The sequence below is a fragment of the Bacillus sp. J41TS8 genome (assembly GCF_018333035.1).
Taxonomy (GTDB): Bacteria; Bacillota; Bacilli; order Bacillales; family Bacillaceae; genus Bacillus; species Bacillus paralicheniformis.
The window spans coordinates 120,840-145,414 of record NZ_BORF01000010.1 but is presented as its reverse complement, the minus strand read 5'-3'; the positions used below and the strand labels follow the sequence as shown (position 1 = coordinate 145,414).

Genomic DNA, 24,575 nt, shown 5'->3' with positions numbered 1-24,575 from the left:
GCACCTCGTTTTTTTCTTAGAAAATTTCCATCAGTTTATCTAATTCTTCAAGCGTGAGTTCGTCATCTCCAAGATCGCTCGGGGTCAGTTCGCCCCCATCCCGCTCTAAGCAATGATCGATCAATTGCAGCAAATAAGTTTTAAAGCTTGCGGCGACAGCGGCGACGGTGCTTTCTTTATATTCGAGTGAATGATAAGCGATTGACATTGTCAAAATGCCGTCTTCGATATAGCCGACGATGTCCAGCGCATTCGGTTTTTCCGTTTCCGGGCTGAGCGGATCGCCGGATGGCAAAGTTGATCTCGTGAACAGACCCGAATCCGCCATCTCTGTAAACTCGCCCAAATAGTTGAAGCTGATATCATGCTTGATCGGCTTCGCCTTTTTGCCTTCTTCGGTCAAATAACGATAAATGCCATAGCCGATTCCTTTATTCGGAATGTGGCGCAATTCTTCTTTTGTCTGTTTGATTTGATAGCCGATATCCCCTGAATGGCGCATTTGAATCAGCGCCGGGAACTGGCTTGTAAACCAGCCGACCGTCCGGGAAATATTCAAGCCGTCTATGATGTCCTCCCGGCCGTGTCCCTCTAAGCAGATGATAAAGTCTTCCTGCCCCGTCCACTCTTTCAGCGCCAAGCCCAACGCCGTAAGCAAAATGTCGTTCATTTCCGTGTTATATGCTTCATGAACTTTTGTCATCAACTGTTCCGTTTCTTCTTTTGAGAGGGAAAACTCAGCCGTTTTCGTATGGCGCATCCGCTTGTCCTCTGCTTCATCGTCTTTCGGGAGCGCTGCCGTCTCCGCCTGTTCGATTTCCTGCCAATAGCCAATTTCTTTTGCGAAAGCTTTTGACCCTGCATATTCTTCCAGGCGAGCCGCATATTCAGCAAAAGAGTGCGTCTTGTCTTGAAGAATAATCGGCTCCCCTTTTTCAGCCTGGGCGTACCCGGCGGCGAAATCCTCAAGGAGGATTCTCCATGAGATTCCGTCCACAACGAGATGATGAATAACTATGAGAAGATGATCGCCTTGATCCGTTTTAAAGATCGCCGCTTTCAAAAGCGGGCCTTCGGTTAAATCGATACTGCTTTGAATCCGGTTTGATGCCTTCAACACGGCAGCTTCAAGTTCAGCGCCCGATTCATTGAAGCGGATGACTTCAGGGCGAACCGCTGTTTCTTCCAGCCCTCTGTTGTACTGAACAATCCCGTCTCCATTTCGTTGATAAACCATGCGAAGTGCGTCATGATGTTCGATTAGCTTGCTTAAAGCCTTGCCTGCCGTTTCCGGGTCGAATCCCGTTAAAGCGTGAAGCATAACCGACTGATTCCAGTGATGCTCGTTCGTAAATTTGCGTTCGAAGAACCAGCGCTGAATCGGCGTCAATGTGACTTCGCCTTCGACAGGGTTCTGATCGATCGGCTGATCGTCAGCCGCTTGAACATAAGCACTCAGCTCTCCGATCGTCGGGTGCTGAAACAAGTCCTTCATCTCCAGCTTCCATCCGTGCTGCTGAAGCCGGCTTGCCATTTGAATTCCTTTGATCGAGTCTCCGCCGAGCGCGAAGAAATTGTCTGTGATCCCGATTCGGTCTATACCGAGAACCTCCTGCCAAATGTCCGCCAACAGCTGTTCCGTTTCTGTAAGCGGCGCTTTGTATTCGGCTGTCTGCGCTTCGACGTCAGGCTGAGGCAGCGCCCTTCGGTCGACTTTTCCGTTCGCCGTAACCGGAAGCTCTTTAAGCTGCACCCAGAATGACGGTACCATGTATTCCGGGAGCGTCTGCGCCAGCTTCCGGGCGAGGCTTTCTGTATCAAGCTGTTCATTCGCAACGACATAGCCGCACAGCGCTTTGTTGCCGCAGGCGTCTTCGATGTCGGTGACGACGGCTTCCTGCACTTCAGAGAGCAGCGCGAGCTGGACTTCGATTTCAGAAAGTTCGATCCGGAAGCCGCGGATTTTCACCTGCTGGTCGATTCGGCCGATGTACTCAAGCCGTCCGTCTTCCAGCCATTTGACCGCGTCCCCCGTCCGGTACATGCGCTCGCCCGGCACAAACGGGTCTTCCGTAAAACGCTTCGCCGTTTCCTCCGGCTTGTTCAAATAGCCGCGCGCAAGCCCGCGGCCGGCGATGCACAGCTCACCCGCGACACCGACAGGCTGGACTTCGTTGTTTTGTCCTAGCACATACACCCGCGTATTGGCGATCGGCTTTCCGATTGAAAGCATTCCTTCATCAGGATCAATCGCCGTGCTCGTCGCGACGACCGTGTTTTCCGTCGGTCCATAGTTGTTGACGAGCGTGTAGGAGCGTTTTGCGATCCGTTTCAGCTTGTCTCCGCCCGTAAGCAGCACGCGCAGCGACTGGTTATCCAGCTCCATGAACTGTTCGCACAACTGTGTCGGCAGGAACGTGATCGTTATTTTGTTCTCTTCAAAGTATTGATTTAAGCGCGTAATATCCATCCGGATCGCTTCATCAATGATGTGAAGCTCCGCTCCGGCGATCCAATACGGGAACATCTCCCAAACGGAAGCGTCAAAGCCGAAGCCGGCATATTTCGCGCTTTTGTCCTGTTCGGTGACCTTAAAGGCGTCATTATGCCAATAACACAAATTCACGAGCGACTGGTGTTCGACCATGACGCCTTTCGGCTGGCCGGTCGTGCCCGATGTGTAGATCAAGTAGGCCAGGTTGTCAGACTGTGTACCTGCCTGTGGGTTCACCTCATCGTCTTTTGTGATTTCTTCGCTCAGCATCGAATCGAGAAGAAGTGTTTCACCGCTGAATTCTTCAGGTGCGGCTAAGTTTGTTTCCGTCAGAAGCAGCTCTGCGCCACTGTCTTTCAGCACGTATCCGATCCGTTCAGCCGGATAGCTAGGATCGATCGGCACATAGGCCGCTCCCGCTTTCAAAATCGCGAGCACGCCAGCGGCCATTTCAAGCGAAGGCTTGACCATGATCCCGATCCGCTGTTCAGGACGGGCCCCTTTTTCGATCAGCAGCCGGGCCAGACGGTTCGCCCGTGCGTTCAGCTCTTTATACGTCCACTTCACGCCGTTGTACACCGCTGCCCCACGGTCAGGCGTGCGGAGAACTTGCGCTTCGAACAGCTCATGGACCGTTTTGTCCTGCGGCACAGCCAGTCTCGTCTCATTCCAATTTTGGACGATCCGCCGTTTTTCCGCTTCATCCAGAAGCGAAAGCTCTGAAAGGCGGGCATCCGGATTTTCGGCAACCGCTTCGAGCAGATTGACCCAGTACCCGCGCCAGCGCTCGATCGATTCATGCTTAAAGAGAGCTGTATTGTATTCCATTTCAAAAACGAGAAGTCCGTCCTCTTCCGCCGCTGTCAGCGTCAGGTCAAACTTCGCAGTCTGATGGGCAAAATCATACGGCTTGAGTGTGATCCCTTCCATTGACAAGTCCTTCAAATCGGCATTTCGCATTGAAAAGACGGCATCAAACAATGGGTTTCGGCTCATGTCGCGCTGGATGTTCAGCTTCTCGATGAGTTCTTCAAACGGGTAATCTTGATGCTCAAACGCGCCGAGCGTCGTTTCTTTCACTTCCTCAAGGAATGCAGAAAACGGCTTGTCTCCTTCAGGACGCGTTCTTATTGCAAGCGTATTGACAAACATGCCGATGATCCGGTTCAAATCAGTATGCGGCCGCCCGGCAGCCGGAGAGCCGACAATGACCTCGCTCTGTCCGCTCAGTTTGGATAAAAGCGCGCTGTATGAGGCAGCGAGCACCATGTATAAAGTGCTGTCCGTTTCCTTGGCCAGTTTTCTCAGCTGCTGGACAAGCTCCGGTTTCAGCGCAAAGCTGAGACGGCTTCCTTCAAACGTTTGAATAGAAGGACGCGGATAGTCTGCCGGAAGCGTCAAAACAGGCAGCTCGCCGGCCAGCTCCTTGAGCCAGTATTCCTCCTGCACTTTGTGCCGTTCTGTCAGCAGATGCTGCTGCCATACAGAAAAGTCTTTATACTGAATCCTCAGCGGTTCAAGCGCCTCTCCAGCATAAAGCTTTGTCATTTCATCGATCAGGACGCTGACAGAAGCGCCGTCTGAAATGATATGATGCATATCCACAAGCAAAAGATGTTTTTCTCCCGTGAAACGTATGATGCTCATTCTAAATAACGGGGCTTTTGTTAAATCAAACGGCCTGATGAATTCTTTAATCAGCTTTTCCGCTTCTTGTTCATCTGCATCGATGACATCAATGGTCAATTCCGCAGCTTCCCAAATCCGCTGAACAGGTTCGCCGTCCTTGATTTCAAATGTCGTGCGGAATGCTTCATGGCGCTTGATCAGCATTTGCGCGGCAGACTCGAGGCGCTTCAAATCAAGCTTCCCTTCAAGCTGGAGAACGGCCGGCATGTGATAGCTTTTCTCTGCGCCTTCAATCTGCTGTAGGACGTACAGCCGTTTTTGCGCCGAAGATACCGGGTACGTATCCCGGTCCGGCACCGCTTCAATATAAACGGCTGATTTTTTCTCAGTTTTTTCCGCAGCCTGCGCCAGGGTTTCGATTGTCGGCGCCTGGAACAAATCTTTCAGCTGCAGATCAACATTCATCTCTTGCTGGATACGGGCAATGAGCGTCATTCCGATTAAAGAGTGTCCGCCAAGTTCAAAGAAATTGTCATGCACACCGATTTTCGGTACATTGAGCACCTCCTGCCAAAGATCGGCAAGCTGTGCTTCTGTTCGGCTCCTTGGCGCCGTATATTCCTTTTGCGCGGCCTGCGTGACATCCGGCTCAGGCAGCGCCCTTCTGTCGACCTTTCCATTGCCTGTGAGCGGAAGCTCCTGCAGCTGCATAAACACGGACGGGATCATGTAGCCCGGCAGACCTTCTGCCGCATATCGGCGAAGCTCTTCACTAGAAAGCTCCTGATCGGCCGTAAAGTAAGCACAGATCATTTGATCTCTCTTCCCGGTGTCAACAGCAAGAACAGCGGCTTCCTGAACCATTTCATGTGTGAGGAGATGGTGCTCGATTTCGCCCAGCTCGATCCTCTGTCCGCGAATTTTGACCTGATGATCAATCCGTCCGATAAATTCGAGACATCCGTCGGCAAGCCATCTCGCCATATCGCCCGTCCGGTAAATCTTCTCACCGGTTTTGAACGGATGTTCCGTAAACTTTTCAGCCGTCAGTTCCGGGCGGTTAAAATAGCCGCGGACAAGGCCGTCTCCGCCGACGCACAATTCTCCCGCAACCCCTGCCGGCTGTACATTGCCGAATGAATCAAGAATCAGAACCTCCGTATTGCTGACAGGCTTTCCGATCGGTATAGCCTGCGCATCGTCCGGCACTTCGTTGACTGGATAATAGGTTGTAAAGACAGTGCTCTCAGACGGGCCGTACATATGAAGCAGCCGTCCTTTGCCAACTGTGTTCAGAGCTCTTCTGACATGATCGACAGATGCACGTTCGCCGCCGAACAGAACCCTGCGGAGTCCCTTCAAACTGTCCGGCCGCATGTCTGTCAGCAGATTGAATAATGCGGTCGTGATCATTAAGACGGTAACCTTTTCTTTTTCAAGTACATGTGCGAGCCGGCTCATATCAAGAATCGTGTCTTTTGGAGCTATCACCAGCTTGGCGCCGTTCAGCAATGAACCGAACACATCAAACATAAAGGCATCAAACACGTAATTTGAAATTGAAAGAACGATATCGGATGTCATCACATCCAAGTAATTTGTGTTTTTTACCGTACGCAATATATTCCGGTGAGAAACCATATTGCCCTTAGGCGTCCCAGTCGTTCCGGATGTATACGTTAGATTGGCCATTGCTTCCGGTGAAATCGGAAGGCGCAAATCAGACGCATCTCCCAGATAAAGGTGTTCATCCTCAAGAAATAGAATGTCGCCGCCAAATTCAGCCGCCTCAGCGAGCGGCTTCATCGCCTTTTGCGTTAAAAGAACCGCCGCTCCGCTGTCCTCGAAGAAATGTTGCACACGTTTTTCAGGATGATCCGGATCGATCGGCACATAAGCAGCGCCGGCTTTCAGCACAGCGAGAATGCCGATGACCATTTCAGCCGACCTGGCGGTGAGAATGGCTGCCGTCGTGCCGGGCTGCACACCTCTTTCGCGGAGGCGCCTCGCCAATTGGTTCGCTTTCCGATTGAGCTCACCGTATGACCATACTTTGTCTTCAAATTGCAGGGCGGGATGTCCGCCTCTTTCCGCCGCCTGTTCCTCAAATAGCTGAACGATCGTTTTCTCCCTCGGATAATCGCTTGCCGCGGGGTTGAACGCGACGAGCTGACGATTCGTTTCCTCTTCTGTCAAAAGGCTGTACTCGCCGATTCTGCGCAGCGGATCAGCCGTCATGCCCTCCAGAAGGTGCAAATATGCTTTCAGCATCCTTTCTGCCGTATCTTTTTTAAACAGCTTCGTACTGTAATCCAAATCGAGAATCAATTCTCCCTGCTCTTCTTTCGCCTGCAGCGTTAGGTCGAACTTTGCAATATTGAAGTTCGTTTCATAAATCGAGAGGTGCAAATCGCCGAGCATCGGAATGTCTTCCCATGCATTTTGCAAAATAAACATCGTGTCAAAGACGGGATGACGGCTTAAATCGCGCGATGCACCAACCTTTTCCGCAAGCCGCTCAAACGGATATTCCTGATGCTCAAAAGCGTCGATTACCGTTTTCTTTACATCATGCAGGAAGTCTCTGAACGTTCTGCCCGACTCCACTTTTGAACGGATCGCCAGCGTATTGACAAACATGCCGATGATTCCTTCCAGATCGGAATGTCTGCGGCCGGCCGCCGGCGTTCCGACGATCACATCTTCCTGCCCGGAGTACTTTGCTAGCAGCATGTTGTATGCGGCCAGCATGACCATATACAATGTCGCGCCGTTTTGCTCTGCCAGCACGGCTAATTTTTCTTTCATGTCTTTTGGCAGGACTGCGGATACCCTGTCTCCTTCAAAGCTTTGAACAGACGGCCTCGGCTCATCCGTTATCAGCTGCAGTACGGGAAGCTCGCGGGCGAACACGCTTTGCCAATAAGCCTCTTCTTTTTGAAAACCTTTTTGTGCCTGCGTCCTTTGCCAGAAAGCATAATCTTTGTAATGCAAATTCGGCTCCGGCAGTTCTTCCCCTTTATACAGTGCGGCCAGCTCATTCAATATGATCGAAATCGATACGCCGTCAGACACAAGATGATGCATATCGAACAACAGCACATGTCTGCGGTCTGCGAGACGGACGAGACCTGCTCTCATCAGCGGAGCTTTGGCGAGATCAAAGCGGCGGACAAAAGATTTCGCCATTTGTTCGATCGGCTTCCCATCTGCTTTAACCTTCTCAATCTTGAACTGAACCCTTTGATGAATGTTCTGTCTCGGCTCGCCATCGACAACTGTAAACGAAGTGCGCAGCGCCTCATGCCTATCAATCAGTTTTTGAAAAGCAGCTTCAAGGCGCTGAACATCAAGGGTGCCCTCAAGCATCGCCGCGGCCGGCATATTGTAGCCGACTCCGGCATCCTCCAGCTGGCTGACGATATAAATTCGCTGCTGCGCCAATGAGAGAGGATAATCGTCACTTTCCGGCGCAGGTTCAATAACCGTGAATCCGTCTTTCTCCGCTTCAGAAACAAAGCCGCTTAACGCCGCCACTGTCGGTTTTTCGAACAGGACTTGCAACGGAACCTCGACACCGAAAGCTTTGTAAATTTTTGCCAGCATGGCCATCGCTTTGAGAGAATGGCCGCCCAGTTCAAAAAACTGGTCGTGGATTCCGACTTGTTCAGTTCCGAGCACTTCCTGCCATATACCCACCATTTTTTCTTCATATTCATTTCTCGGTGCCGCATACTCTGCAGTCCCGCTGACAGAGACTTCATGGCGAAGCAGCGCTTTCCGGTCGACTTTGCCGCTTCCCGTCAGCGGTATTTCATCAAGCTCGACAAAGTGGGAAGGTATCATATAGTCAGGCAGATGCTTGGATAAATGCTCCCTCAGCCCCTGAAGGTGAATTTCCCCGCTTTGTTTTGGCACGACATAAGCGCAAACCTCAAGGCTGCCGCCGGTTTCGGGCCGCGCGAGGACAACTGCTTTTCCGACAGCAGGGGCTCCTTGCAGCACCGACTCTATCTCGCCAAGCTCGATCCGGTAGCCGCGGATTTTCACTTGATCGTCTTTTCGGCCGATGAAATCAACCGTACCGTCAGGAAGCCAACGTACTGCATCCCCTGTTCGATACATGAAACCTCCGGGGACAAACGGGTCTTCCAAGAACTTGTCTGCGGTCATGTCAGGTAAGTTCAAATAGCCTCGGCCGACTCCGTCTCCTGCAATATACAATTCCCCTTCGACACCATCAGGAAGGAGTGCACCGTTTTCATCCAAAATATAAAAACGGTTGTTTCCAATCGGTCTGCCGATCGGGACATAGGCCGTATCGCCTTGAAGATCTGCGTGGTTTGTCATCGTAAAAGAAGAAGCATCCACACAAGTTTCAGTCGGGCCGTAAACATTCGTTACATCAGGCACGGATTCAGCTGTTTCTGCAAATAATTGAAGCAGCCTTTCCGTTGCGACCCTTGATAATGCCTCTCCTCCAACAAGCATATGCCTCAGTTTGACACCTGAAAGATCATCGGCAGCAGACAAAAGCTGCAAATGAGCCGGCGTACCGTCTGTCACATCGATTTGATGGCGGCGGTAATAATCCGATAAAGCGCGTCCGTCGGAAACCGTCTTTTTCGGTACGATGTACAACGTTTGGCCAAGCAATAGAGACGTAAAAATCTGCTGAACGGAAGCGTCAAAATGAAACGGAGCCAGAAGTGCCAGCTTCAAATCATCCTGATCATATGCACCAACGGCCTGCTGAAGCCCTCTTACAAGGTGGTGGACCTGCCTGTGTTCAATCATGACGCCTTTTGGACGGCCCGTTGTCCCGGAAGTATAAATGATATATGCAAGGTGCCCGGCGCCTGCCTCTGAAGACGGGTGACCGTTTTCCAGCGATTCAGAAAGCGCTTCGCTGAACCGCACAGTTTCGGCCGTTTCAAAAGTCAGCCCGCTGTCTGTGATAACCACTTTGACCTTTGAATCCTCCAGCATAAAGCGAATTCTTTCTTCCGGAAATCCGGGATCGATCGGTACATAAGCTCCGCCGGCTTTCAAAACGCCCAGCATCGCCGTAATAACCCGCTCTGACCGCTCCATCACTATCGCAGCCGGAGCGTCAGGCCCGATGCCTCTTCTTCGAAGCGCCCTTGCCAGACGATTCGATTGTTCATTCAGCTCACGGTACGAAAGTTTTTGTCCTTCATATACAACGGCGGTTTTTTCGGGATGATCGGCTGCTTTTTGTTCGAATAAACCGTGCAGGGTCATGTTCTTGTCATATGCGATGGTTTGGCTTGATGCACGCTTTAACAGCCGCTCTTTTTCAAATGCGGGAACAATCTCCAGTTCAGCGATTGTTTTTTGCGGAAACAACAAGGCATCTTCAAGCAGCGTCATCAGCCGTTCATATAAAACGGCCATTTCTTCACAGGTGAAAAGCTCCTCCCTGTAATCAAAATCAATCGCAAGCGTCCCGGTATCCCATCTCTCTTTCACGTGAATGGAAATATCGTTTACTTCACTGCCACTGAAAATCGGCTCAGTAAGAAATGACAACGTTTCTTTCCTCTGCCATTGCATAACTTGATATTCCAGTGAGACGGCGAACAATTTGCTGACATGCGGCTGTCTTTCCCGCAAATCATTAATCAGCAGATTGTACGGATACTTTTGATGCCGAATGATCTTAAGCTGATCTTTCATTCTTTCCTGCACAAATGCACTAAAGTCCTGGTGTACATCAATGGAGGCTTTCATTGGAATCGTCGATACGAACATCCCGAGCATCTGTTTTTCTTTTGCATTTGTCCGGTTACCCATAAATGTTCCGAGAACGACGTCTTTTTGTCCGGTTATCCGGTGCATATAAATGTGCAAAATGGATAAGAACAGGGAGAGCACACTTATGTTGTGTTCCTTACAATACGTTTGAATTTTTTTATACAGGACAGGGGAAATCTCTTTTGAAAAGCGGGCTGCATTCAATTGGATCTGATACGTATCGCTCGCCTTTAACGATACGGGCTCCGGAATCACTTCATATTGTGCGTTCCAATATGCTTTATCCTTCTGGAACCGCTTCGAATTTTCATACTCCAACTCACTCTGAATATGTTCCGTAAATGATGACTGAACAGGTTCGAGGCCGGTTTCCCCTTTAGCAAGCTTCAAATAAATGTCTGTAATGCGGTTGCCCAAGATCGTCATCGAAATACCGTCGGAAATGATATGATGAACTTTTGCAAAAAACCAGCTTTCTTCCTCACTAATGCGAACGACGGCAAATTTAAACAGCGGACTTTCATACAAAGGCAGGGGTCGACGCGCCTCAGCTTGTCCCCATTTAAGAACGCCGTCCGCTCCTCCGATTTCTGAAGCGTCGAAATATTCAATCCGGAAAGGTTCGTCTTCCGCTATATATTGCTTCGGCTCATCCCCTCCTTCAAACAACAGTCTGAATCGCATGGTTTCATTTGTACGGACAAACTGGCGAATGGCTTCAGTCAATAACCCGGAATCGATTCCGGAGGCAGATTTTAATTTTCCAAAGCCGCTCAAATTTGAAACACTTGTGCCGGGATAGAACTTTTCAGTGTACCAAATTCTCCTTTGAGCATGTGTCAGCGGGTAACATGTGTTTCCCATTTTTTATTCCTCCTTTATCTTTTGCTATGTATGACGATGCGAACAGCCAAGCCGCAATGCAATGTTGCGGTATTGCGATGAGCGAAAAACGCTGTCACAGATTTGTCATTTCCAATAAAACATTATTTTGGAAATAAAAAAGAAAAGAGTCCACCCGAATAAAAACGGGCGAACTCCCTGTTTATTCGGCAACCTGTCAACCGTAGCACCGTCAGTACCTTAGGCCATGGCTTTGCGTCCCTGCGTTTCCGCAGGTTTGCCTTTATCTGCTTTTATTGATATAAATTCATTTTCTGCTCACAGTTCACTTTAAATGAAAATTTTGTTTTTTTCACCGAAAAATAGGTGAAAAGTTTCATGCGGGATGCCGAATGTTATCCATGAATGTTAATGCGTGATACCGAAATCGACAAAAAAATATGCGGGAAAACGAAAAAAACCGCTTAATTCCGCAAAAAATTCCAAATCCTAGATAAAGAATATATTAAAATATTAAAAAAACAGCCTTAACTTCATGAATAAATCATGAAAATCCGTTAAGGCTTAGGCGTTTTCTTTTACAATGTTCATTCAAATAAAACGTTTCTTTTACCCAGCCGTTTAAACTGATACGAGAAAAGACAAACAGCTTGCGAAAACATTGAAGCAGAACGGAAAATCACTGAACTGTCTCCTCCTAAACGGTATCTTGAAATACTTTCGGTGTTCCATACAAAAAAGCAGGCTGAGTTTCGCCTGCTACACGGTTTTTGAAAGCCCGATCGTCCGCTCGATGATGATCAGCGCGATCACTGAAACTGTGATAAAAATAACCGAAATCGCATTAACACTCGGATCAAACGTCTGGTCAATATAGCTGAACGTGCGCACCGGTACAGGCGTGACAGCAGGTGAAGAAACAAACAGACTGATTGATACTTCCCCGAATGACGTCACAGCGGCAAAAACGGCTCCCGCAATGATTCCCGGTTTAATGAGCGGCAAGGTAACATGAAAAAAAGTATACCATGGACCTGCGCCAAGATTCATGGATGCCAGTTCAAGCTTCGGATCCACGTTCGCCATGCTGACGCCGACCGTCCGTAAGACATACGGAAGGCTGATCAGCATATGCCCGGCGGCCAGGCCGGCAAATGTGCCGTTTACCCCAAGCATTGTCAATAAATAGAGAAATGACACGCCTAATGCGATTTGAGGAATCATCAACGGCGATAAAATAAAAGCTTGAATCCCCTGTTTTCCAGGAAAGTTCAGCCGCGCCAATGCATAGGCTGCAACTGTTCCGAGGATCACCGCAAGAGGCGTTACAACGAGAAGCAGCATACCGCTGACCCAAATCGATTCCATCCAGCCGCTGCTGCTGAAAACTCCGGCAAACCAGCGCAGCGAGACGCCGGATGGCGGGAACTTCGGATATTCGTCCGGGCTGAAAGCCGACAGTATAATCACAAATACAGGCAGCGCCAAAAAAAGGTATACCAATAAACCCGCCGCCCAAACGCACACATCAATCCACTTTCCCCCAGACAAACGGCGCAATTGTCTACCCATTTATTCTCGCCTCCCAACGCTTTTGGAAAAAGCCAAGGATTCCAATAACCACGCTGACAACGGCTAATAAAGTAATCGACATAGCTGCTGCAAGAGGAAGATGAAAGACTTGCATGACCTGCTGATAGATTGATAACGGCAGCAGCGGCTGCATCCTTCCGCCGACGAGAAGAGGCGTAATATAGCTTCCGGCCGAAAGCGAAAACACGATCATTGCTCCTGTCAGCAATCCTGGAACCGTCATTGGCAAGGTCACGAAAAAAAATGTCCGAAGCCTCCCCGCTCCAAGGCTCATCGAAGCAAATTTAAGATCCGGTTTCATTTCGCTTAAAGAACCGGCAAGCGGCAGCACAGCAAACGGCAGCATAACCTGGACATATGCGATGATGACGGCGTTCATATTCCATAAAAGCGGCAGGGGCTTTTCAATCAGCTTCAAGCTGATAAGCGCCTCATTGACGATCCCGTTTTGCGAAAGCAGCACAATCCAGGAAAACGTCCGAATGACAACACTGGTCAGTAAAGGAGAAACAAGCAATATATAAAACAAAGCCCGCAGCCTGCCGGTCGGCGCCTTAACGAGTAAATATGCTGCCGGATACGCCATCACAAGGCATAATACAGTGGTCTTCAACGCCGTCCAAAGCGTTATACCGATGGTTTTCAAATAAATGTCCGAAGAGAACACTTCGACATATTGAGAAAAACTGTACGTATCGAGCGTATTCATCATAGCGTCCACGTCTCTGAAACTTAATAACAGCAGCAGAACAAGCGGCAACACGAGAAAAACGCCGAGAAATAAAAGGACGGGAACAAGCAAAACCCAATAAAACCGTTTTTGTTCAAGAGCACCCATCTGCATCCTCCTTTACATCGAGCGGAACAAAATCGTCCGGATCCAAAGAAAGATACACTTGATCCCCCGCCTTCGGCAATCTTGGAAATTGAGGATCGGGCGCCTGAATGATCCATTCTCCTTTGAAAACAGCGGCTTTCAGCCTGAGAGCATGCCCGGCATAACTGACTTCCGTTATCGTTGCAGGCATTTCAATCAGCCTGTTCTTCTGTTTCTCGAAAGAGACTGAGATTCTCTCGGGCCGCACCATGAACAATACAGAGGATTTTTTTAAGAGATTCCGGCTGATTTCAAAAGTCAGCGGAACACCTTCATATATTTCAAAATCGACCGCTTCATAGCCATAAACGCCTGATGAAGGCTGTATCTTCGACGCACGCGCTTTCAGCAAATTGACCTGTCCGATAAATTCGGCGACAAATTGATTAGCAGGCGTGCGGTACACGTCCAACGGAGTGCCGAGCTGCTGAAGCCTGCCGCAGCCGAGGATTCCAATTCTGTCTGATAAGCTTAAAGCCTCCTCCTGATCGTGCGTCACTAAAATCGTTGTAATACCGACGCGCTTTTGGATGCTGCGCAGCTCCGTCTGCATTTCTTTTCGAAGTTTCGCATCCAAGTTGCTCAGCGGCTCGTCTAGCAATAGCACAGACGGCTGAATCGCCAATGCCCGGGCAATCGCCACCCGCTGCTGCTGGCCCCCGCTCAGCTGACGGGGCATGCGATTAGCAAACGCTTCAAGCCTGACAAGGGCGAGGCTTTCCATCACCCGTTCTTCAATCTTGCGGCGGGGCCATTTTCGAACTTTCAATCCGTATGCAACATTGTCAAATACGCTGAGATGCGGGAATAAAGCATAATCCTGAAAAACCATTCCAATATGTCGGTCGTATGGCGGCAAATCAGTTACATCTCTTCCTCCTATATATACAAACCCTGACGTCGGTTCAAGGAACCCGGCAATGATATGAAGGAGCGTTGACTTTCCGCAGCCGCTCGGACCGAGGAGAGAGAAAAATTCCCCTTCTTTGACTTCAAGCTGTACGTCTTCCAATGCGATGGTGTTTCCGAAATGCCGGCTGACATGCTGAATCTGAATTGCGCTCATGTTTGTCACCTATTTTCCGCCAAGTACTTGATTCCAGCGATTTGTCCAATCGCCTAGATCTTTTGCCGCGACTTCATAGTCAACCCATTTTAAATTCCTGTAATAGTCCTCCCCTACTTTAATCTTTCCTTTTAATTTATCGCTGTATTTCACTTTTTTATTGGCCATGCCGTAAAATGTTCTATCGGCAAAATCTCCTTGCACTTTTGGACTGAGCAGGTGATTTAACAGCTTGTATGCGTTATCCTGATTAGGGCTTCCTTTCATCAAAGCCCAGCTTGCAACTGCTGCGACGGCACCTTCCTCGGGATATGCAAATCCCAGGTCAAGACCGGCGTCCTGCAAAGAAAAAGCGCGTCCGTCCCAAAACGGGACAACCCATGCATCCCCGCGTTCCAAAAGTGTTTGTATCGAGCCCGGATTATCGGGATAGGCTGTTATGTTGTTCTTTAAATCCGTCAAACTGTTGAACGCTTTATCCACGTCTTTCCCATTTGACTCCAGGCCGCCCTGGGCATTGATTAATCCTACAAAAAACTGAAGTCCCGCCGAATAAGCCGGCGATGATATGGCCACATGACCTTTATAGCTGCTGTTCCAAAGATCCGTCCAGCGTTTAGGCTCCTGCGGTACAAGGTCCTTTCGGTAGACAATTCCGAGCTGCCCCATACTGAAACCGGCCGCATACTGCTTTCCATCATCAGTGAAGCGTTTCTGAACGGAATGATACAGATCGCGGACATTCGGAACCTTTTCCTGATCAATCGGCGCCAGTAATCCCGCCGACTGTGCCCTGTGAATCGTATCCGGCTGCAGGATTAAGAGATCATACGGAGCATTTCTGCCATTTGCAGCTTTGAGCTTTGTAAACCACTCAGAGTCTGTCCCTGCGACGACTTTGACCTTCAGCCCTGTTTCTTTTTCAAAAGATTCGAGGCTAGGCTTAATATGTTTTTCCCAATCGCCTCCATAGACGCCGATAACGACTGTATCTGATTGTTTGCTTTCCTGACTACCTTTTCCGCCGCAGCCCGAAAGAAGGAGCACCGCTACAAGAGACAGAATAAATAAAGCAGAAATTTTACTTTTCATTGTCATCTCACCATTCCCGTGTTATTTTTGCCAGCCAGTTTTTCCACAGCGGCCGCAACATCGCCTTTGCTGATCGAACCGTTATGTTCTTTTGAAAAATAACGGTGGACTAGATGTTTAACATGTGATCTTTGATGAGCCGGAAACTGTCGCAGAATCCGGGCCAATGTGCTGCTGGCTTCCTCTGTCCAGCACCGTTCGTATTCTTCTCTAGCAAGCCCGAAATCCCAATGTTTCCGAGGTTCGCCTGCTTTCTTTTTTCTGATTTCAGCTGTTTCTTCCAGATCAATAATGAATGAGCCTGCATCGTTTTCTTTTACAGCCGCGCCGTATTGATGGTATGCCGCTTCCGGGCTCAGCAAGCCCGATTCAACTTCCCTCAAAATCGATTCAGCTTCCCGGCTGTATGGATCTCCCCAGCCTCCGCCGCCAGGCGAATGAATGCTGATAACATCCCCTTTGTTGAGCTTTAAAACGTCGATCTTCGAAATCGTTTTCTCCTGAGGCTGCTCCGGATAAAGACGCACCCGTCCGAGCTCTCCTGCCGTTCCCCCGGCGAGCCCCCACGGATGAAATCGCATTCTCTCCATCCCTCTTGCGGTCACAATCGATTCTGGCGCCGTCGCTTCAAACTCCAGTCCGATTGCATGGCCGCCCCTGTGAAAACCGGCTCCGGCGGTATCTTTAATCAGCTCATAGCGGCGGACATGGATGTCAATGTGCTGTTCAAGGCTTTCAATCGGCGTATTTTTCAAAAATCCGGATGCATGGTCAATACCGTCTGCTCCGTCCATGTCATGCTGGCCGCCTCCTCCGCCTCCCATCGGTTCGACCACGGACATCTTCCGGCCGCCCTTTGATTCGTCGGGAACCGACAGTACGACAATCGCTGACTGACCGGCGCCTGCTGCAGGCACAGCTTTCGGAAGCGCCTTGGCCAAAGCGCCCAGTACGGCATTATAAAGTCTCATCGTAATCGAATGACGAATTCCGACGGCCGCTGGATATTCCGGATGAACCAGTGTACCTTTCGGAGCGATGACTTTGATCGGCCTTGTCAGTCCCCCGTTAACCGGAATATACGGGTCTTCACTTATGATAAAGTTGATCAGGCCCTGAAATAGAAATGAATGTTTGCTTCCATTAGTGACAAGGTTAAATGCGGTTTTCACCTGGGGATCACAGTCTGAAAAGTCCAATGTGATTTCCCCTCCCGAGACGTTTGCCGTAACAGCCAAGCGGATCGGAACGTCAGAAATCATATCGTCATCAAGATAATCTGAAAAACTGTATGTGCCTTCCGGAATCCCGCTGATAACCCGGCCGGCTCTCATAGCTGCTTGTTCGAGCAAATCATACATTCCTTGTTGGACCGCTTCTTTTCCAAACTTGCCGACCATCTCTGTCAATCGGTTCTCCGCCGTATTGACCGCGGCCACCATCGCATGAATATCCCCTTCATTTAAGTCGGGAACCCTGCTGTTTGCCCGCAGCACATTCAATATATCGCGATTTTCTCTTCCCGCTTTGTAAATTCTCACCGGCGGTATCCTCAGGCCTTCCTGATGGATGTCTGTCGCTGTCGGCGAAATGCTTGCCGGAACAAGGCCGCCGACATCGCTGCAATGGACAAAACACCACGCGTAACTGATGACCTCGCCCTCCATGAAAATCGGCTTCACTACATGTATATCAGGCAAGTGGGTCGCTAATCCGTCCGTTGTATAGGGATCATTTGTGAGGATAATGTCTCCCGGTTCAAATGGGCCGCTTTCTTCGATGATCCGTTTTAATGAAAGGCCTAAAAAAATCGTGACGCCGACCGTTTTCGGATAAACGAAAAACTCCCCTTCCGGCGTCGCAAGCGCAGTAGCGAAATCAGCTGACTCTTTTACAAATGTGGTAAAGGACGTCCGTTCAATAACGTGTCCCATTCCCGCGGCTATCGCGTTAAAGTAGCTTCTCATCATTTCCAGCCGGGCAGGATCTGTGCGCATGGTCAGCTCTCCTTCCGTTCAATGATCAAATTTCCGGCATGATCAGTTTTTCCGCTCCAATTTGGCAAAATCAGCGTCGTTGTATCATCTTGCTCAACAATGGCCGGCCCATTTATTCTCTGACCGCAACTTAAATCTGAACGTTGGTATACAGCGGTTTGATATGTACCGCCTTTTATGATGATCTTTCTTTGGCTGACCGGTTCAGCCTCGGGCAGATCACTTCGGCCTCCTTTACCGCCTGGCGGCTTCGGTGTCTTGCCTATGATGCGGACGCGTATATTCATCAACTCAATGCTTGCTTTCTCATCGCTGTGTCCATATTGCTTTTCATGTAAGAGGTGAAAGGAGTCCGCGATTTCACTCGTGCTTTTGCCTTCCAGGCATTCCGGTGAAACAAGGAGCTCAATTTCGTATGCCTGACCTTTATAACGGGCATCAAGCAAGTAAAGAAGAGAGGTTTCCGGCAGCATCTCCGCCTGCTGTTTCCGCAGCCATGTTTCCGCTTGCTCTTGCAGCCTTACAAACTCCGCTTTTAACTCGGCCGTTTTTATTTGTTCAAGCAGCACCTGTCTTGAACATACAGCATCATAAATAAAATCCGCCGTCAGTGCGCCCAAAGCGGACAAGGTTCCCGGATGCGGCGGGATCAGCACATTTTTGGCCTGAATTTCCTCAGCTAAAAAATTAGCAGTGACCGGTCCTGCGCCTCCAAAGGCCATGAGGCTGAATTCACGCGGGTCAAACCCGTTTTGCTCCATAACATTGCTTAGTTCCGTGTACATATTGGCAAGCGCAACCTGAATCATCTGATCCGCGGCCTGCTCCACATCTGTGCCTAAATATTCGGCAACCGGGAGGAGCGCTTTTTCGGATCTTTCCCGGTACAGTTTCATATTTCCTGATGCAAACCGGTTTGGATTTAAATAATGACATATAAGAAACGCATCTGTAAGTGCGGCCTTTGTTCCTTTTCCGTAACAAGCCGGCCCCGGATCAGATCCAACTGACTCCGGTCCTACTTTCAAGAGACCGCCGCTGTCAATCCATGCCACCGACCCTCCGCCAGCACCGATCGAATACATCGCTACAGACGGAATCGTAATCGGAAATCCAGAGATTTGATTTGACTGTGTAAAAGTCGGCTCCCCTTCTTCAACAATCGAAATATCCGCGCTAGTTCCTCCGACATCAAATGTGATGATATTCGCCTCTCCGGCGGTTTCCGCCGTTCTGATGGCACCGATGACCCCTGCTGCCGGTCCGGAAAAAAGCGTTTTGACAGGTGCCTCGGCAGCCGATTCAATGTCCATCAGTCCTCCGTTAGACTGGGTGATAAACGGCTGCGCTGAAATTCCTTCCAGGGCGAGCCTCTCTTTCAGCGTTCGAAAGTAGTGATGGACATTCGGTTTGATGTATAGGTTTGCGACGGCCATAACCGTCCGTTCGTATTCCCTCATTTGCGGCCAAAGCTCCGCAGACGTTGCAACCTCAAGCTCAGGTGCTATTTGTCTGATCCGTTCTGCAGCCTGGCGTTCATGAAGCGGATTCCGATAGCTGTGCAAAAAAGAAACAACGATTCCTTTTAATACTTTTCTTAAAACTTGTCCAACCGCCTCATCGATCTCTTCCTTATGGAGCGGCAGCTTTTCAGAGCCGTCATAAAGCATTCTTTCTTGAATGGGAAACACGTTTTTCCGGGGAATAAGGGGCTCCGGCATTCTCGATCTAAAATCGTACGGTATCGGAAGCCGGAGGCGTTGAAGCGAAAGAATATCACGGAAACCTTCGGTTACGAATAAAGCAATATCAGCCCCTTTGCGTTGTAATAATGTGTTCAAACCGATTGTCATGCCGTGTACGAAGTTATGAATTTCTGAAGGGTGAACACCCTGGGTCTTCAAGAGAGCCAAACCGTTGATGATCCCTTGGGCCGGATCTTCGGGAACGGTCGGCGTTTTAACTGCGGTCATGCTCCCGTCCGCCTGGTTTAACAATGTAAGATCGGTAAAAGTTCCTCCAATATCAATTCCAAGCCGGTAACCTTCTTCATTCAATCCCGATCCCCCCTTTTAAAAATATCCTTTTTTAAAAATATTTTACTATTATACTAATCAAGCATGAGAAAGTAGTCAATTATGTTTAATTACAATATTCCGAGTCTTTTTTATTTAATATTTAATTTTAAGATACCATATCATCACATTTTCAATTGTGTTGTTCACAGTATTTCACATTTTTAGTTGTCTGCTTTTCTTCAGTCCGACGACACAACTCCGCCATAAAAGGGACTAATTAACTATTAAATCAAAAGTCTCCTATCACGACAAAAAGCCTAAAGAGCTTACAAATTTGATCACAAAGATTCATTTTCATGGATATTCAGGATTTATTGCCCAATCCCCTGTGACAAAGTGGTACACTCTGTACTATATAAGTCGCAGGAAGGGCAGATTTCCAATGAAAGTCTACGAAGCGGAAACCCTATTATCAGCTATGAAGCAAAGATCTGATGAATATAAAAACTTGAGAGAACAGCTCGTCAGCTTAAAACAATCGTTAAACAGCGTCACAGAACTTGATGAGTTCCAAGGAAAAGGCGCTGATGCCATTAAAGCGTTTTACAGAGACCAATCAGGGATCGTAGACGGCTGGCTGGATTTAGCTGATATGCAGATTCAGTTTCTGAATGGTGTATCTGCTGCGGCCGAAAATGCCGGACTTTCAGAGGACACATTCGTTGATGTTCAATTTCTTGAACAGGAGCTTGCAAATGTCCACATTCACTCTCAAAACATGGTCTCTGCACAGCAACAAGAACTGTCGAATATTTTAGGACAGATTGATGATTTAATATCGCTACAGCCATTCTCTTCCGATGAAATCAAACAGCAGCTCGATGCTGCAAACCAAAACAGAAAAGACACGATTAAAGCTGTCGAGGATCTTGACGGGCTGCTCAAAAGAGAATACTCGGCCTCTGAGCAAATTCAGCAAATGATCCAGTCCGACTACTCCGCCTTGATCGACGCAACAGGAAAAGGGAAAAATGCATCTCCGCTAAACTACAATTCACATATCTATCAAAACAGCGAAGTCTACAAACTGAAACAGCGTATGCATCAAGAGGCCAGAAGCTACATCGCAAATAAACAAAAACAGTATGAAACAAAAAAAGCCGAAAAAACAGAGGAACTTTAGGCTTTCAAATTGTTTAAAACCCCGTTTTCACAACGGGGTTTTTTGTTCATCTTGTCAAAACGTCTCCGTCTTAACCGATATGTATTTACTGGTGAAACAAAAAGGGGAATGCAGTGAAGAGCAAACGATTTAAGTTGAAATTGGGGACAAAAATTAATCTTCTCGCGTTGACAAAATCCCAAAACGACTTTTAGTTTTAGGATTTTGTCATCCTTTCAGCGTGACCCTCAGAACGTCAGCCTCCCGATCCTCCTTCTATTCGTCAGACCGACTTAGCAGGCCTGACAACGACTGCGAGGGTTTGTCGACACGCTGGGCTGTCGTTAAAACGGCTGCTTCATCTTTTTCGCCGTACAGGAAGTCAAGTCGCCGATAATATCTTCTGCACGCTCATACGGCTGATCAATTTGCAACATCTTCCTCAGAACGGATGTAAACCCGGACGATAGGCAGAGTTCTTCTTCCCAGCTTTTTTCTTCCTCGCCGGACGGAGTAAACTCGGAGTACAGGAGAAACAATGCGAAATGTCCCAGCGCATAAAAGTCACTTTTGACGGAAACAGCACGCATCAGCCTTTTTTCCGGGTGCCGGTCATCAACACGTTCTCTTTCAGTCAGATGGCATGCTAGTCCGAAATCTATAATGCGGATCGTTCCTCCGCTCACAATCAAATTGGGAATCCTCAAATCGCGGTGAATAATCCCTCTCCTGTGAAGAAATGAAACGCTGTGAAGCACTTCCTTCAATATGCTGATCGTTTGCTGTTCATCAAAGACATGTCCATCATAAAAGAGCAAATCTTCAAAGGTTTTTCCTTCGATATATTCCATTACGATAAACCGCTCGCCGGCCGCATGAAGCACCTCATATATACGGGGCGCGACAGGCAGATCTAATTCCCGCAAAATTTCAGCCTCGCGGTTGAAAGACCTCCGGCCGGCTGATGTCCATGCTTTTGTCTTTCTCTGCTGCTTGATGACGCGGAAACCAGCTCTCCCAAGTTCTTCGGCAAGATATGTGATACCGTAGCTGCCCATCCCGAGCACACGGTTGATTCGATATCTCCCCTCCAAGACGGTTCCTTTTTTGAGCGGGCGGTCAAACAGCCATCTCATCAATGTTTTCACGCGATTTAGCTGCTGCCGAAAAATTTCTTATGCTTTCTTTTGTAATGGTGATGACCGTACCCTTTTCTTTTATAATCGCTGCTGCTGTATTTTTTGTATGATTTCCGTCCGTAGTCACTGCTGCTGTATCGTCGGTTTTTACCGTTTTGAAGTGCCTTCAATAGCTTACGAAGCAACTCAGTCAGCTCCTTTTCTGTCTTGTATTTCATATCATTCGCGCAGGAAAGCTTGATAAAGGGGGCTCGAAAGTTTTTCTTTCATATGAGAAATTTAAATTTTGAACCTCTAAAACCTTCTAAACGAACCGGCAAAATTTTAAAAAAAGGCGATATGATAGACTAAAATTCAGCTTTTCAGGAGGAAAAACCTATTAATCTCCCCTTTATTTCTCAAATTATTTTTACGATAATAAAGTTGTATTTACTTCCGGCCCGCTGCGGCTGAGTGATTCAACTTATAAGAAAGCAGGACAACACGAATGGACAAAATTAAATCTTTGCTGATCACCTTGCTCGCCGTCGCCGTCGTGATCATCGGCATTATATCCGGCGATTTTTTCACTTCAGAACACCAGCCTTCAGGCCGGCAAAACGGCTCAGACTATGATGAAGTGCTGATTTTCCCGTCGGACCGCTATCCTGAAACAGGCGCGCACATTCGAAAGGCCATCAAGAAAGGGCATTCTAAAATCTGTACGATCGACAGGGACGGAGCCGACGAACGCCGAAAGGAATCGTTAAAAGATGTTCCTTCCAAATCGGGCTATGACCGCGACGAGTGGCCGATGGCCATGTGCGAAGAAGGCGGAACAGGTGCTTCCGTCGAGTATATCAGTCCTTCTGATAACCGTGGAGCAGGATCTTGGGTGGGCAATCAGGTAAGCGATTATCCGGACGGCACGAAAATACTTTTCAAGATTAAATAACACTGGAGGTACGTTCTTTGATCAAAAAGTGGGAAGCAGAAGAAATGACGATGTCATACCATCAGTTTACCGTTTATCAAAAAGGCGGAAAGCCGCCCGTTATGGATTGGACAGACGAGGATATTAAAAGAGGCTACACAGCGGGAGAACACGCGGTCTCGTTTGAAGCTCTCGATAATACGGCATCATTAGTAGAAGTTCGTTTGAATGTCCAGGAACAGGTTCCCTCCTTTAACAGGCGCGTCACCGTTTCTTTCGACGTGCTTCATGGCGGGGTCGAAATTGCAAGCGTCCTATCCAAGAAATTGTCATGCGACATCCCGCAAGGCGTCTATCAGCTGACATGCTATACGATTATGCCTGATAAAAGCAGCACTGCGAAGATCACCTATATTCTCGATTTTAAACAGGCCTGATCAAAGAATAAAGGCGCCGGTGTCACCGGCGCCCTTCTCCTAAAGCTCTTCCCCGTTTGTCTGAATGACATTTTGGTACCAGTAAAAGCTGTCTTTTTTAATCCTCTTCAAGTCCTTTACATTCTCTTCATCACGATTAATATAAACGAAACCGTATCTCTTCTGGTAGCCGTTCAGCCAGCTCAATAAATCTGTAAAAGACCAGCTGCAGTAGCCGATTAAATCGACTCCGTCGTTTAAAGCCTGTCTGCACTGTTCAAGATGCGCACGCAAGTAGGCAATTCTGTAATCATCATGAATTGTGCCGTCATTTTCAACCTTATCGAATTCCCCAAGCCCGTTTTCCGTTATGAAAAGCGGAAGCCCGTAGCGGCTGGAAATCCTGCGAAGCCCGATTCTTAGACCGATCGGGTCAATGGCCCAATCCCAATTCGATGTCTCAAGATGAGGATTCCTCTTTGTTTTGTATAAACCGGGCATACCTGTTTCCTGGTTGCTGCCCTTTTGGCCGGTCGTATTCATCTTTCCTTCCGCTACTCCGTCTAGAGGATTCATTTCATATGTGATGGTTTGATAATAATTCACACCGACGAAATCAGGTTTTCCTTTTGCTAAAAGCTCCATATCCCCCTCCTCAATTGTCGGCGCCCAGCCTTTTTCCTTCAGATATTTCAAAGGAATGCCCGGATATGTTCCCCGGCAATACACATCAAGCCACCAATAATTTGTAAATTCCTCAGCATTTTCGAAAGCGAGGATATCATCCGAACGGCTGGAGAGCGGATATGCAGGCGAATAAGCAAAACTCGGTCCGATTTTTCCATCGGGAACATACCGGCGAAAAGAATCGATTGCCTTTGCATTCGCCAGAAATGCAATATGGTTAGCCTCATAGAAGCGTTTCCTGTCCTTCACACCCGGAGGATGCATCGCTGTGATAAAGGCATGATTAAAATTGTAATTTTGCTCGTTAAGAGACACCCAATATTTGACCCTGTCCCCATACCGCTTATAGAGCGTAACGCAATACGTATTGAAATCCTCTATAATCCTTCTGGATTCAAAGCCGCCGTATTCATCCATTAAAGCCTGGGGAAGATCCCAATGATAAAGCGTCAAAACGGGTTCAATATCATGAGCAAGGAGCTCATTAATCAAGTCATCGTAAAATCTCAAGCCCGCTTCATTGACTTCTCCCCTGCCTTGGGGAAAAATCCTCGGCCAGCTGACTGAAAAACGGTATGCTTTTAACCCCATCTCGGCCATTAAAGCAACATCTTCTTTAAAACGGTGGTAATGGTCGACCGCAATGTCTCCATTGCTTCCTTTAAACGTTTTGCCGGGAATCTTTGTGAACACATCCCAAACCGAGAGGCCTTTGCCGTCTTCCTTCCAGGCTCCTTCGATCTGATAGGCTGCTGAAGCTGATCCCCATAGGAAATGGTTTGGAAATGGGCGTAATTGCTGATGAATCATATGGCTCAACTCCTGTTTCGTATTTTGATCCGGATGCACTTTATCATATCCTATGAAACGC

General features: G+C 48.3%; 13 protein-coding genes and 1 riboswitch. Of the genes, 3 read left to right on the top strand and 10 right to left on the bottom strand.

The window, feature by feature from the left end; genetic code table 11:
- Positions 1 to 16: 16 nt before the first annotated feature.
- The 7 genes from licA to KI350_RS14630 all read right to left on the bottom strand — a co-directional run bounded on the left by licA (position 17) and on the right by KI350_RS14630 (position 19,426).
- Positions 17 to 10,765 carry a lichenysin non-ribosomal peptide synthetase LicA gene (gene licA / locus KI350_RS14660; protein ID WP_065643678.1) on the bottom strand — a complete coding sequence of 3,583 codons (10,749 nt, stop codon included), beginning with the start codon at positions 10,763 to 10,765 and terminating at the stop codon, positions 17 to 19.
- A gap of 184 nt (positions 10,766 to 10,949) precedes the next feature.
- A riboswitch (cyclic di-GMP riboswitch) is annotated at positions 10,950 to 11,036 on the bottom strand.
- Between the two features lie 467 nt (positions 11,037 to 11,503).
- Complete coding sequence (locus KI350_RS14655) at positions 11,504 to 12,316, bottom strand: ABC transporter permease (protein WP_023855666.1); 813 nt, start codon at positions 12,314 to 12,316, stop codon at positions 11,504 to 11,506.
- Positions 12,309 to 13,175 carry an ABC transporter permease gene (locus KI350_RS14650; protein WP_025810784.1) on the bottom strand — a complete coding sequence of 289 codons (867 nt, stop codon included), beginning with the start codon at positions 13,173 to 13,175 and terminating at the stop codon, positions 12,309 to 12,311. Before KI350_RS14650 ends, KI350_RS14655 begins: the two co-directional genes overlap by 8 nt.
- Complete coding sequence (locus KI350_RS14645; RefSeq protein WP_020450102.1) at positions 13,162 to 14,280, bottom strand: ABC transporter ATP-binding protein; 1,119 nt, start codon at positions 14,278 to 14,280, stop codon at positions 13,162 to 13,164. Before KI350_RS14645 ends, KI350_RS14650 begins: the two co-directional genes overlap by 14 nt.
- Before the next feature lie 9 nt (positions 14,281 to 14,289).
- The gene (locus KI350_RS14640) at positions 14,290 to 15,378 is read right to left on the bottom strand and encodes an ABC transporter substrate-binding protein (RefSeq protein WP_020450101.1); all 1,089 of its coding nucleotides are present in this window, start codon (positions 15,376 to 15,378) and stop codon (positions 14,290 to 14,292) included.
- Positions 15,375 to 17,369 carry a hydantoinase B/oxoprolinase family protein gene (locus KI350_RS14635; protein WP_059230696.1) on the bottom strand — a complete coding sequence of 665 codons (1,995 nt, stop codon included), beginning with the start codon at positions 17,367 to 17,369 and terminating at the stop codon, positions 15,375 to 15,377. Before KI350_RS14635 ends, KI350_RS14640 begins: the two co-directional genes overlap by 4 nt.
- Positions 17,370 to 17,371: 2 nt before the next feature.
- The gene (locus KI350_RS14630) at positions 17,372 to 19,426 is read right to left on the bottom strand and encodes a hydantoinase/oxoprolinase family protein (protein ID WP_059230698.1); all 2,055 of its coding nucleotides are present in this window, start codon (positions 19,424 to 19,426) and stop codon (positions 17,372 to 17,374) included.
- Positions 19,427 to 19,829: 403 nt separating this feature from the next.
- Here KI350_RS14630 and KI350_RS14625 point away from each other — a divergent pair, with 403 nt between their 5' ends.
- Positions 19,830 to 20,570 carry a ribonuclease YeeF family protein gene (locus tag KI350_RS14625; protein WP_059230700.1) on the top strand — a complete coding sequence of 247 codons (741 nt, stop codon included), beginning with the start codon at positions 19,830 to 19,832 and terminating at the stop codon, positions 20,568 to 20,570.
- Positions 20,571 to 20,893: 323 nt separating this feature from the next.
- On the opposite strand, the gene KI350_RS14620 is transcribed toward KI350_RS14625, so the two are convergent.
- Together KI350_RS14620 and KI350_RS14615 are read right to left on the bottom strand one after the other, a co-directional pair.
- Positions 20,894 to 21,697 carry a serine/threonine protein kinase gene (locus KI350_RS14620; RefSeq protein WP_059230702.1) on the bottom strand — a complete coding sequence of 268 codons (804 nt, stop codon included), beginning with the start codon at positions 21,695 to 21,697 and terminating at the stop codon, positions 20,894 to 20,896.
- 5 nt (positions 21,698 to 21,702) lie between these two features.
- On the bottom strand, positions 21,703 to 21,873 hold the full coding sequence (locus KI350_RS14615; protein ID WP_023855671.1) for a hypothetical protein: 171 nt from the start codon (positions 21,871 to 21,873) through the stop codon (positions 21,703 to 21,705).
- A gap of 302 nt (positions 21,874 to 22,175) precedes the next feature.
- Between KI350_RS14615 and KI350_RS14610 the strand changes: the two genes are divergently transcribed.
- Positions 22,176 to 22,622, top strand: a complete 447-nt coding sequence (locus tag KI350_RS14610; protein WP_020450096.1) for a NucA/NucB deoxyribonuclease domain-containing protein — start codon at positions 22,176 to 22,178, stop codon at positions 22,620 to 22,622.
- 17 nt (positions 22,623 to 22,639) lie between these two features.
- On the top strand, positions 22,640 to 23,038 hold the full coding sequence (locus tag KI350_RS14605) for a competence protein ComJ (protein WP_059230704.1): 399 nt from the start codon (positions 22,640 to 22,642) through the stop codon (positions 23,036 to 23,038).
- Positions 23,039 to 23,077: 39 nt separating this feature from the next.
- Here KI350_RS14605 and KI350_RS14600 read toward each other — a convergent pair whose 3' ends face one another.
- On the bottom strand, positions 23,078 to 24,514 hold the full coding sequence (locus tag KI350_RS14600; protein ID WP_059230706.1) for a glycoside hydrolase family 1 protein: 1,437 nt from the start codon (positions 24,512 to 24,514) through the stop codon (positions 23,078 to 23,080).
- Positions 24,515 to 24,575 lie beyond the last annotated feature (61 nt).

Bases quoted from the DNA above. Each gene is read 5' to 3' on its own strand.
- KI350_RS14640 (WP_020450101.1), bottom strand. From the start codon at position 15,378: ATGACAATGAAAAGTAAAATTTCTGCTTTATTTATTCTGTCTCTTGTA.
- KI350_RS14645 (WP_020450102.1), bottom strand. From the start codon at position 14,280: ATGAGCGCAATTCAGATTCAGCATGTCAGCCGGCATTTCGGAAACACC.
- KI350_RS14625 (WP_059230700.1), top strand. From the start codon at position 19,830: ATGAAAGTCTACGAAGCGGAAACCCTATTATCAGCTATGAAGCAAAGA.
- KI350_RS14610 (WP_020450096.1), top strand. From the start codon at position 22,176: ATGGACAAAATTAAATCTTTGCTGATCACCTTGCTCGCCGTCGCCGTC.
- KI350_RS14635 (WP_059230696.1), bottom strand. From the start codon at position 17,369: ATGCGCACAGATCCTGCCCGGCTGGAAATGATGAGAAGCTACTTTAAC.
- KI350_RS14650 (WP_025810784.1), bottom strand. From the start codon at position 13,175: ATGGGTGCTCTTGAACAAAAACGGTTTTATTGGGTTTTGCTTGTTCCC.
- KI350_RS14600 (WP_059230706.1), bottom strand. From the start codon at position 24,514: ATGATTCATCAGCAATTACGCCCATTTCCAAACCATTTCCTATGGGGA.
- KI350_RS14655 (WP_023855666.1), bottom strand. From the start codon at position 12,316: ATGGGTAGACAATTGCGCCGTTTGTCTGGGGGAAAGTGGATTGATGTG.
- licA (WP_065643678.1), bottom strand. From the start codon at position 10,765: ATGGGAAACACATGTTACCCGCTGACACATGCTCAAAGGAGAATTTGG.